Here is an 11,244-nt window from a genome sequence, read left to right as displayed (position 1 = left end):
GAAATCCCCCCCACTGCTGGCCGTCGCCCCCTAATCAAATTAAAAAAAATCCCCAAGGCGTTAGCAAATAGCCTTCCCCCATAAATCACGGCGGCCCGTTCGGGCGTGCTAAAATAACCGAGGGTTCTGTTGGAATCGCGTTTCTTTTTTATGTAGTTTTCCCCCTTACTGGGAGGCCTTCAAATAACCGGGCGTTTCAGCCAGCACTGCCAGCCTACCACTTATCAGACCCCGGCGGTCCTAAATCCCCCGCAAATATTCGCGCGCCCCCCCTCTTAAAATTCTACAATCTATATATGAGTACTTTTTCCGCACTTTTGCTAACTTGGTACCAGCAAAATAAGCGTGATTTGCCTTGGCGGCACACGCGGGACCCGTATTTGATTTGGCTTTCCGAAATCATCTTGCAGCAAACCCGCGTGGCGCAGGGCCTTTCCTATTATGTGCGCTTTGCAGAGCGCTTTCCAAACCCCGCCGCGCTGGCCGAAGCCGACGAGGACGAAGTGCTGAAATATTGGCAGGGATTGGGTTACTATTCCCGCGCGCGGAATTTGCACGCGGCCGCCAAAAGTATGCACGGTGTTTTCCCTACCACTTATGAGGGTGTTCGCGCGCTGAAAGGCGTGGGCGACTATACCGCCGCCGCGATTTGCTCGTTTGCCTACAAAATGCCTTATGCGGTGCTGGACGGAAATGTCTATCGGGTGCTTTCGCGCGTGTTTGAAATCAAAACGCCGATAGATTCCCCCGCTGGCAAGAAGGAGTTTTCCGCGCTGGCCCAAAAGTTGCTGGATAAAACCCACCCGGACGATTACAACCAGGCTATAATGGATTTCGGCGCGACGGTTTGTACGCCCGCCTCCCCCCAATGCTTGCTTTGCCCGCTGGCGGAGCAATGTCAGGCGTACCAAAACGGGCAGGCGGAAAAATTCCCCGTAAAACAGCAAAAGACCAAAATTTCCGCACGCTATTTCCACTATATATATGTAGAGCAGGGCAAAAATACTTGGCTGCATAAGCGCGTGGCGGGCGACATTTGGCAAAATTTATATGAGCCCCCGCTGCTGGAAACCGCCTCTGCGGCGGATTCTCTGCCCCAGGCCTCTTGGCTCAAAAAGCCTCAGTTGCTGGTGGCCCCCGTCAAGCACGTTCTTTCCCACCGCGTGATTTATGCGGATTTGTGGAAGGTTACACTCCCCCCCGCTTTCCCGGTGCCGGAGGAATTTGTCCGCGTGTCCGCCCAAGATGTAAAAGAATACGCGGTATCCCGCCTAGTGCAAAAATTGCTGGAAAAAGCCGGCTTGTTGTAATTCCTGTTGAAAAAATCCTGTTTGTTGGCTTGCCTACTTTAAAAGGGCTTGACTCTTTTTTTTTTTTTGATAAATTTTGAGTTGTAGCAAAATTTATCAAAAATGGTGGGTATAATGAAAAACGCGAATATGGGCCGATTAGGCCACTTATTAAGAGACTGGAATAACCAATTTTTCCTTTTGTCATTCCCGAGAAACTGCTGGCGCGGAGTGTTCGGGGAACTGGCGTTATCTTTGTTGTCATTCCGGGGCCCGCATACGGGCGGGAACCCGGAATCCAGAAATAAAACAAAGAGTTTCTCTAATAAACAGACTGGATCCTAGGTCCACGCCTGGGATGACAACGGCAACAACGGATTCCCAAACCCTGAGGGCCGCACCCTAGCGGGCCGCAATACACTCGGGGATAACGACTTTATGAAAAAAGAAGGTCATCCTGAACTTGTTTCAGGATCTACCGCGTGGGTTGTTAGTAGTGGCTTTACGCTTATAGAACTATTAGTCGTCGTCCTTATCATTGGTATATTGGCCTCGGTGGCGGTGCCACAGTACCAGATTGCTGTCGGAAAGGCCCGTTATCAAAAAATAATGATGACGTTACGCCCATTAAAGACAGCCTTAGAAGCCTATTATTTGGCTAACGGAGAGTATCCGCCAGATACATTAGACGGGGTGGATGTGGATATTGCTGGTTGCTCCCCCAAGGGGCACGACCAACAGCGGTGCGACGGTTTTGCTATTGATTATAATGGCGGGCGGCCTTATGCGGCCAAGGGTTACGATGATATTGAGGTAAATGAAAACAATTTGCACTTGCGGTGCATTATTCACTTGGCACACTCCCCCAAACTTCCGGGGAAAACTGTTTGTTATGCAAACAGTATTTATGATTCTAACTATAAACTAATTAAAAGTTTGGGTGGAGAGCAAACCACGGTGGCGATACACGAACTTTCCGCCTCTAACAGGTGGTATATAATGCCATAAGAAAGAGGTTCCTTTTTGCTATAAACAAAAAACCCGCCCTTTCCTGGCGGGTTTTTTAACGGGTACAACAATACTGCTAAAATTTATAGCCAACGGTCAAGCCGTACATATCGCTTTTGCCGTCGGTGTATTTCATTGGTAAATTTTGCAGTTGTTCCGATCTGCCGCTCAAACTGCGGGCAAAAACGTGCGAGTAGGACAAGTCCACGCTCCAAGTATCATTATGATAGCCTGCGCCTACGCTGGCGATATGGCGGTCGTCCACTGGCACGAGGGTGTCCATTTCGTGCTTGTTAATAGGTGATTTATCAAATACATAGCCCGCGCGTACTGCCCAATTCGGGTTCAAATTATATTCCGCCCCAAAATTTAAGCGGTAAGTATCTTTGTATTTTTTCTGGTTGCGGATAACCGGGCTGGATTCGCTGTCTTTATATTGGATAAGAATTTGGTCGTATGCACTCCAAAAGGTGCCCACGATACCGGCTTCCAAAATCAAATCTTCCGTCGGGCTGAACGAAACTCCCGCCGTTAAACTATCCGGCAAAGTAATAGCACCTTCGGCATCGGCTCCATGGATGTTAATAAGTTCAATAGTGTTTCCGTTAGCATTAATGCGTCCGTTAAGTTTTTGTTTTACTTTGGTGCGGTACATTGCGCCCAAGGACCACTTTTCGGCCCACTCGGGGCGGTAGATAAAGGAGAAGTTTCCCCCCCAACTTACGCCCGAACCGCTGATTTCGTATTGGGAGTTCGGATTTTTGGGAGTGTTAAGCAAGTTAAAGTAAGAGTTTTGGGTAAACCCAATTACCATTGCTTCCAAGCCCATAGCCACGGAAAATTCGTCATTGGCTTTTACGGCAATCGTCGGAGTGAAGGAAAAGGTTTCCAGTTTTACTTTATAGGCCAAGTTACTTCCAAGCCATGTTTCAACGGGGTCATCATATTCCCCCCCCAAGCCATAGCGGGAAAATCCGCCTAAACCTACGGACACTTGGTCGCTCCATTTTTGGGTAATGTAAAAATTGGGCAAATACCAAATATCTCTTTTAAGGCCGCGCTTTTGCCCGGCCACGGTGGTTTTGGCGTTAGCGGTTACGACGGTAAGCCCCAGTTGGGCTTGGGTGCCGTCCAGTTCGGTGATGAGCGCGGGGTTTACCGCCAAAGAGGCAGGCTCTGCCTTGTTGGCTACCGTGGCGCCGCCCATTGCGGTACCGCGTGCGCTGTATTCATACAAACCAAATCCGGCTCCGTAAGAAAAATCGGCCAGCAGGACGGATAACATCAGTACGGCTGATAACTTTTTTAACATACATCTCCTTGTTTTACGGGTTTCCCCGGGTTACACAAAAAAACCCCGCCGGATAGTATCGGCGGGGTATGCGGCAAAACTATTTCTGCAATTCTTTAATTTTATCCTTGGCTACGCTGCCAAAATAGGTTTTGGCGTAATTTTCCACCAAGTGTTTATAAGCCTCTAACGCTTCGGTTTTGTTGCCGGCCAGTTCTTGGCTAATGGCCAAGGTAAAATAGGCTTGCGGCAAGGCAAAACTCTTCGGGTTTTGCTTGATAAATTTTGTCATTTCTTCGGCGGAGGCTTTGTAATCTTTGGCGGCTTGCAGGCTGGAAGCCAAAGAGAGGGAGGCCACCGTGTAAACGGTTTCGTTGGTAGATCCCGTCAGCGGTTTATATACGTCGGCCGCTTGGGCAAAATTTTCGCTGGCGTAGAGCATATCGCCTTTAAAAAGTTGGGCGTACTCGGCGGCGTCCGAACCCGGAAAATCCGCATTAAGCGCGTCAATCTGTTTAAAGCCTTCCTCTTGGTTTCCGCCCAGCACCTGTACTTGCGCGGTATAATAAGCCGCCCAAGATTTTTCAGTTACGTTTTTAACGTGCGTGCTGTACGCATAACCGATAACGGCGGCCAATACCAAAATTCCGAGGGCCGTCAAAACGCCCTTTTTGTTTTTTTTGCAAAAGTCCAGGGCGGAAATAAGCGACGACAAAATAAAATCTTTTTCTTCAACCGGAGCAGTAATTTTTTTAGTCATATCTTTATTATAGTAAATATCGGGCCAAAACCGAAAGCCTACGGGTTGGCGGCGATATCCTCCTCTGTAAGTTGGCGGCACTCAATGCCGTTGCGCGACAGGAAATAAATGCCTTCCTGACTGCGGTCGTACTGGTTTTTATAGAACACCTTTTTAATGCCTGCGCTGACGATTACCTTGGCGCAATGCACGCACGGGGACCAAGTAACATATACCGAGGAGCCCTGCGTGGCAATGCCGTTTTTGGCGGCAAAAGAAATGGCGTTTTGCTCGGCGTGGAGTTCGTTTTCAATGGACCACTTGCCGTGCAAATCGTAGAAAGTGCGGCTGGCGACAAAATCAATAAAAGTAGGGAATTTGTCCCGGTAATAGGCTTCATAAACGGCGCGGAAGTTTTCTTCGCAGTGCCGCTGCCCGGTGGGAGTACCGTTAAACCCCATACTGATTACGCGGTTATCCTTCACCAATACCGCGCCTACCTGCAAACGGCAGCAGGTGGACTGGTCGGCCACCAGTTCCGCCATTTTAATAAACAGCCGGTGTTTGTTCTTCATAGGGCTATCTTACCATTTTTTAAATACAAAAAATACCGCCGCCACCAAGCACAAAAAGCCAACGAGGTGGTTCCACTTGAAACTTTCTTTAAAGTACACCGCCGAAAACCCCGCAAACACGGCCAACGTGATGACCTCTTGCATTACCTTTAATTGGGTAACCGAAAAGTAATTGCTGCCGATGCGGTTCGCCGGCACTTGCAGGCAGTATTCAAAAAACGCAATCCCCCAACTGGCTAAAATAACCAGCCAAAGGGCTTTGTTTTTGAATTTTAAATGTCCATACCAAGCCATTGTCATAAACAGGTTGGAGGCGCAAAGCAAAAGAATAGGTTTCCACATATACCTTATATATATTATCATAAAAGGGTTTATTTGGGGGACTTAAAATAAATGCAATAAAATGTGCCCTTTTGGTGTTTTACAACTAGCGGCAAGGAGTTTGCCGCCTAACTATACAAGGGAATTTATATAATATAAGTATGAAATATTCTCGTTATTTACTTCTTTTTGCCTGCTTGGTGGGTGGCGCGTTGGCGCACGGGACCGTTATTACGCCCGTGGAAAAATCCGCCAGCCCGGCGACGCAGGACCCTGTCAAAAATACCACCCCGGCTATCACGCCGCGCGGGGCGGACGGAAAGCCCCTGCCGGATATTACCCGGGAACTTACGCTGGATGATTGCATCCAACTGGCGCTTGCCAACAGCCCCAAGGCCGTAGCGGCGCAGTTGCAGTTGCAAAATGCCGAAGTCAATTTGAATTTGGCCAAGGCCGAATTTTTGCCCACGGCTTCCGTCGGCGCGAGCCAAGGCTATACCGTGCAAAAGGTGGGCTCTTCCCCCCGCACGGATCACGGTGATACCAATGTATATGCGCAGGCCAGTTTGTCTATCAGCGGGGTTACGGATATTGCCCGCAACATTAAAACGCAAAAATTGGTGGTGGAACAGGGCAAACTTAATTTGGAAAGCGTAAAAAACGACTTAATCCGCACCGTTAAAAAGAATTATTATGCGCTCTTGTCCGCTTCGCGCGCGGTGGAAATCCGCACCAAGTCGCGCGATTTGTATAAGGACCAGTACGAACGCGCCGAAGCCTATTATAAATTAGGCCTGCGCCCCAAGGTGGATGTAACGACGGCGGAGGTAAATTTAAATAACGAGGAATTAAGTTTAATCCGCGCGAAAAACTTGGTCAAAACCGCCTCGGCCGATTTGGCGAACTCGCTCGGTATTACGGTGCCGGACGTATTAAAGGTGGCGGATATTTCTTCCTTTGATAAGTTTACCAAAACGTTTGACGAAGCCGTCCAAACGGCCTATTCTAACCGCCCGGATGTGGAATCCGCCCGCACGGATGTGCGTATCAGCCAGATTAAACTAAACCAGGCCAAGGCGGGCTTTTTCCCCACCTTCTCCTTTTCGGCGGGCTATACCAAAAGCGGCGACGATTTTTATTTGGATAACGAGGATACCAAACTTTTGGCAGCGGTGGAGTGGCCCATTTTTAACGCCTTTAAGACGTATAACGGCGTAAAACAGGCCAAAATTTCGCTGGAAAATACGTTAAACGATAACCGCAGTTTGCTTAATAACGTGTTTTTGGAAGTGCAAAGTGCGTATATCAAAATGCAGGAAGCGGCGGAAAGCATCCCGATAGCGGAGTTAAATGTGGAAAAGGCCAAGGAAAACCTGGACCTTGCCCAAGGCCGCTATAACGAAGGCATTGGCGACGTGATTGAACTCAAAGATGCCGAAGTGGCTTATACGGATGCAGAACTTAGCCTGCTGACCTCCCGCTACGATTATGCGTCTGCGGTGGCGGATTTAAACCAAGCAATGGGGACGAACTAATTTATGAAAAAAGAAAATATTTTTAAACGGATGATAAAAGGGTTTTGGCACCTTTCGTGGTGGAAAAAACTCCTTATTTTGGCGGTAATTGTTGCCGCCGCGTGGGCGGTAAAGGCGTATTTCTTTGCCGCGCCGCCTGCCCCGCTGTTTAAGACGGCGGAAGTAAAAAAAGGCGACATTGTGGATATTGTGGAAGCCTCCGGCCCGATTAACCCCGTGAACACGACGGAAGTCGGCGCGTTGGTGTCCGGCGAAATCTTAAAGATTTATGTGGATTACAACAGCCAGGTAAAGAAAGGCGATTTAATGGCCGTAATTGACCAAACCCAAATTTTGGCTTCGCTGGCCGAGGCCAAGGCGCGCCTGTCGTCCGCCAAGGAAAGTTTGGCTTCGGCCGAGGTTTCCTACCGCTTGGCTAAAAAGAACTACGAGCGTTATTCCGCCCTGTATAAAAAGGACTATGTTTCCAAGGTAAACTTGGAGGAATACGAACTGGCCTTTGTAAATGCCAAAAGCAGTTTGAACTCTGCGCAGGCGCAGGTGGTGCAGGCGCAGTCCAACTTGGAAACGGCGGAAAAGGATTTGTCTAATACGAAAATCGTATCCCCCATTGACGGTATGGTTCTCACGCGCAAGGTAAGCGAAGGGCAGACCATTACCGCCGGGTTCTCTACGCCGGAACTGTTTGTGGTGGCGCAGGATTTAACCAAAATGCAGATTGAAGCCAAGGTGTCTGAGGCCGATATCGTAAAAATCCAGCCCGGTCAAACGGCCGATTTTACGCTGGACGGCTATATGGGCGAAACCTTCCACGGTACGGTCCGCCAGGTTCGCACCAACTATGTGGATAGTTCCAGTTCCTCTTCTTCGTCGTCTTCGTCCAGCACCACCTATACCGTGGTGATTGACGTGGACAATAGCGATTTGCGCTTAAAACCCGGTATGACGGCTACCCTTACGATCCGCACCACGGATAAAAAGGATGTGTTGCTGGTGCCGAACGAAGCCTTGCGCTTCTCCCCCTCCACCAATACGCAAACGTACGAAAATACAGGCGTGTGGAAGATGGAACCCGGGAAAGAGTTGGAACGCGTGGACGTAAAAATCGGCATTATTGCTACCAAAAATACCGAAATTACCGAAGGCAATATTAAAGAAGGCGACCTTGTTGTCGTGGGCGAAAACGATTTGAAGGCGTCTAGTTCCTCGGCTGATATGCGCCCGCCCCGCCCAGGCAGACGCCGCTAGGAGTAACGTATGCCGCTGATTGATACGCAGAATTTGTACAAAATTTACAAACTGGGCGATGTGGAAGTGCGCGCGCTTAACGGCGTGAGTGTGTCCATAGAAAAAGGCGAGTTTGTGGCCGTAATGGGCCCGTCCGGCTCAGGCAAGTCAACCTTTATGAATATTTTAGGTTGCTTGGATAAGCCGACGAGCGGCAAGTATATTTTGGACGGCATAGACGTAACGGCTACGCAGCTTTCCAAACTGGCCGGGGTGCGCAACCATAAGATTGGCTTTGTGTTCCAGGGGTTTAACTTAATTAAGCGCACCACCGCCGTGGAAAATGTGGAACTGCCGATGATTTACAACCACACGCCCGCCCACTTGCGGCGCGAAAAGGCCTTGGCGGCTTTAAAGGCCGTAGGGCTTGAAAAGCGCGCGTTCCACCTGCCGAACCAACTTTCGGGCGGCCAGCAGCAGCGCGTGGCGATTGCGCGCAGTTTGGTGTGCGATGCTCCGATTATCTTTGCCGACGAGCCGACGGGTAACCTGGATACCAAAATGAGTATTGAGGTAATGGATTTATTCACACGCCTTAATAAAGAAATGGGCAAAACCATTATTTTAATCACGCACGAGCCGGATATTGCCGAGTTTGCCTCGCGCCTGATTAAATTTAAAGACGGCGAAAAAATAAGCGACGAGGTTCAAAAATAATATGTGGGATTCCTTTTACTCTATTTTTAAGATTTCGCTTAAAGCGATTTTTGCCAATAAAATGCGTGCTGCGCTGACGAGTTTGGGTATTGTTATCGGCGTGTCGGCGGTTATTACGATGTTGGCCGTCGGCTCCGGGGCGCAAAAGAGCGTATCGGACAGCGTTTCCCGCTTTGGCACCAACATTTTGTTTTTGCGCCAGCCTTGGGATTTGGACGAGAGTATTTCCTCCCCTAAGGACGTAACTATGGACGATGTACTTGCTATCCGCGAAGTGCCCGGCGTGGCCGCCGCAGCCCCTTACATCAGCACGGGCTTTGACGTAAAGTACCGCAATACCAGCGTATCCCTAGATGTGTTGGCAACGGACACCGATATTTTTAAAACGTATGATTGGCCGATAGAATCGGGCCGCCAGTTTACCGAAAAGGAAATTTCGGAATATGCGCAGGTAATGGTTATCGGTGCGTCCGCCGCCAAGACGATTTTCAGCGATGTGGACCCGTTAAATAAAGTAGTCGTGCTGGACAACATCCCCTTTAAGGTAGTTGGCGTGGTACAAAAAACGGGCCAAAGCGGGATGGGCTTTGATATGGATGAGGGCGCCCTTATCCCCTATACTACGGGCAAGGTGAAAATGAACGCCGGGTGGAACAGTTCGGACCGCCGCGCCCTGGACCGCGTGGTTATTAAGGTAGCCGATTTTAACACCATTGAAAATACCAAGGTGGACATCCAAAACGCCGTGCGCAATACGCACCGTATTCACCCGCTTGGAAAAGACGATTTTCAGTTGGACGATTTCGCCTCATTTATTGAGCAGGCCAAAACAATGGGCAAAACAATGAGTTTGCTTTTAGGCGCGATTGGTGCGGTGTCCCTTATTGTGGGCGGCATTGGCGTAATGAACATTATGCTGGTGTCCGTTACCGAGCGCACGCGCGAAATCGGTATCCGTATGGCGATTGGCGCCACTAGTTGGGATATTTGTATGCAGTTTTTGGTGGAATCGGTTACGCTTTCTTGCATTGGCGGGCTGATAGGCATTATCGTGGGCGTTGGGATAACGCTCTTGGTGGCGGCGAACTCGTCCATCCCGGCGGACCTGAATATTTCCGCGGTGCTTTTGGCCGTGGGCTTCTCTGCGGCGACGGGCGTTTTCTTTGGGTTTTACCCCGCCTATAAGGCTTCCAAACTTACGCCGATTGATGCGCTGCGCTATGAGTAAATACCTTACTTTTTGTACCGACAAAAAGTAAGCAAAAAACTCGCCGCCCAAAGCGTTATAAAAAACAGGCTTGAACGGATATTTTGATAACTCGCCCCTAACGGGCTCAAACAAATCAAAATATCTTTCCGTTCAAGCCGTTTTTTATAGGCACCGCACGGGCGGCCTTAACGGCGAACTGCAACGGCAACGACAACGACAACAGCAAACAGAGAAACAACATAAGCGGGAACTTTGTTACGCTGCCGCCTTATACGCCTTTTATAGACGGGCAAGACCCGCTTAACAACATAAAACACCTAAGCCGTTTTTTATAGGCAGCGCACGGGCGGCCCTTAACAGCGAACGACAACGGCGAACAGAAAAACAGCATAAGCGGAAACCTTCCTTATTTATGCTGTCATCCTGGAAAGTTGTAGTCCAGGATCTGTTGTTGTCGTTTCGTTAGTTGCCAACATTACAAAAAGAGTGTTGCTTTATTAAGCAAAAGGGTGCGGAAAATATGCGGCCCGCAGGGTGCCGTCATCCCCGAGAAATTGGCGGCCCGCAGGGTTCGGGGATCTGTCGTTGTGTGCAAAAAGAGCGCGGCCTCTAATCAAAAGAGTGCGACATTGCAGAAGTAGTGTTGCTCAACTAATTGTTTTCCAACGTATAGAGTATCGGCGCGCAGCGTGCGGCCTGCAAGGTGCGGCCCGCAGGGTTGTCATTTGGGCAAAGTTATATTATACTGTAACAGTAGGCTTTTAGGAGGTTTTATGAATAAAGGTTTTACGCTAATTGAGTTGTTGGTTGTGGTATTAATTATAGGTATTTTGTCGGCGGTGGCTTTGCCCCAGTACGACAAGGCAGTTATGAAGTCCCGTATGTCTGCGGCTATTCCCATAGCCAAAAGCATTAAAGATAATCTGACAATGTTCCATTTGTCTAACGGACGCTATCCTACTTCGGCTGAATTTGCGGATATGGTGGATTTTGGAGATAAGAACTGCAACGCTTCGGGGAATTGTCGCATTGGCAATTATTTAGTTGCATATAGTACGACTCCTCTTGTCGGGGTAATTTATTCCCCAGGATCTGGCCTTACAGCCACCACCCAAACGGAAAGAATAGGGGCAGGCGTTGTAACCAATGACCATAGCACTAATAATATTCCCACTCTTGCCTGTGTGGCGGGTGGAACAAAGGCAACCCAAATATGCAAAACCTACCCAAGCGCTAATCACGGTTGGGGTGGTAGCGTAGTGGGTAGTGTAAGTTTTTATAAATTGTAACTAATGTCATTAAAAACCCCCTTGGAAATTTCCAAGGGGGCTT

The 11,244-nt window shown here is 49.1% G+C and carries 11 protein-coding genes; 7 read left to right on the top strand and 4 right to left on the bottom strand.

What is annotated here, in order from left to right:
• Positions 1-296 precede the first annotated feature (296 nt).
• Positions 297-1,310, top strand: coding sequence for an A/G-specific adenine glycosylase (gene mutY, locus B2118_RS03715; RefSeq protein ID WP_428053370.1), 1,014 nt, complete (start codon positions 297-299; stop codon positions 1,308-1,310).
• Positions 1,311-1,727: 417 nt separating this feature from the next.
• Entirely contained in the window at positions 1,728-2,297 is a 570-nt protein-coding gene (locus B2118_RS03710; protein WP_428053369.1) for a type IV pilin protein, read from the top strand.
• 76 nt (positions 2,298-2,373) lie between these two features.
• Here B2118_RS03710 and B2118_RS03705 read toward each other — a convergent pair whose 3' ends face one another.
• The 4 genes from B2118_RS03705 to B2118_RS03690 all read right to left on the bottom strand — a co-directional run bounded on the left by B2118_RS03705 (position 2,374) and on the right by B2118_RS03690 (position 5,244).
• Positions 2,374-3,609, bottom strand: a complete 1,236-nt coding sequence (locus tag B2118_RS03705; protein WP_428053368.1) for an OmpP1/FadL family transporter — start codon at positions 3,607-3,609, stop codon at positions 2,374-2,376.
• 79 nt (positions 3,610-3,688) lie between these two features.
• A complete protein-coding gene (locus B2118_RS03700; protein ID WP_428053367.1) occupies positions 3,689-4,348 on the bottom strand; it encodes a tetratricopeptide repeat protein in 660 nt (219 codons plus the stop codon).
• Between the two features lie 38 nt (positions 4,349-4,386).
• On the bottom strand, positions 4,387-4,902 hold the full coding sequence (locus B2118_RS03695; protein WP_428053366.1) for a deoxycytidylate deaminase: 516 nt from the start codon (positions 4,900-4,902) through the stop codon (positions 4,387-4,389).
• A gap of 9 nt (positions 4,903-4,911) precedes the next feature.
• Positions 4,912-5,244, bottom strand: coding sequence for a DMT family protein (locus B2118_RS03690; protein WP_428053365.1), 333 nt, complete (start codon positions 5,242-5,244; stop codon positions 4,912-4,914).
• Between the two features lie 140 nt (positions 5,245-5,384).
• Between B2118_RS03690 and B2118_RS03685 the strand changes: the two genes are divergently transcribed.
• The 5 genes from B2118_RS03685 to B2118_RS03665 all read left to right on the top strand — a co-directional run bounded on the left by B2118_RS03685 (position 5,385) and on the right by B2118_RS03665 (position 11,201).
• Positions 5,385-6,758 (top strand): TolC family protein, encoded by a 1,374-nt coding sequence (locus B2118_RS03685; protein WP_428053364.1) that lies wholly within the window; start codon positions 5,385-5,387, stop codon positions 6,756-6,758.
• A gap of 3 nt (positions 6,759-6,761) precedes the next feature.
• The gene (locus B2118_RS03680) at positions 6,762-8,006 is read left to right on the top strand and encodes an efflux RND transporter periplasmic adaptor subunit (protein WP_428053363.1); all 1,245 of its coding nucleotides are present in this window, start codon (positions 6,762-6,764) and stop codon (positions 8,004-8,006) included.
• A gap of 9 nt (positions 8,007-8,015) precedes the next feature.
• Complete coding sequence (locus B2118_RS03675; RefSeq protein ID WP_428053362.1) at positions 8,016-8,702, top strand: ABC transporter ATP-binding protein; 687 nt, start codon at positions 8,016-8,018, stop codon at positions 8,700-8,702.
• Position 8,703: 1 nt separating this feature from the next.
• Positions 8,704-9,930: an ABC transporter permease gene (locus B2118_RS03670; protein WP_428053361.1), complete on the top strand. Its 1,227-nt coding sequence runs from the start codon at positions 8,704-8,706 to the stop codon at positions 9,928-9,930.
• Positions 9,931-10,685: 755 nt separating this feature from the next.
• Positions 10,686-11,201 (top strand): type IV pilin protein, encoded by a 516-nt coding sequence (locus tag B2118_RS03665; protein WP_428053360.1) that lies wholly within the window; start codon positions 10,686-10,688, stop codon positions 11,199-11,201.
• The last annotated feature ends 43 nt before the right edge of the window (positions 11,202-11,244 follow it).

The sequence above is a fragment of the Candidatus Avelusimicrobium stercoris genome (assembly GCF_002437085.1).
GTDB lineage: Bacteria > Elusimicrobiota > Elusimicrobia > Elusimicrobiales > Elusimicrobiaceae > Avelusimicrobium > Avelusimicrobium stercoris.
Note: the sequence above shows the minus strand (reverse complement) of the source record. Positions and strands in the feature narration are given on the sequence as shown.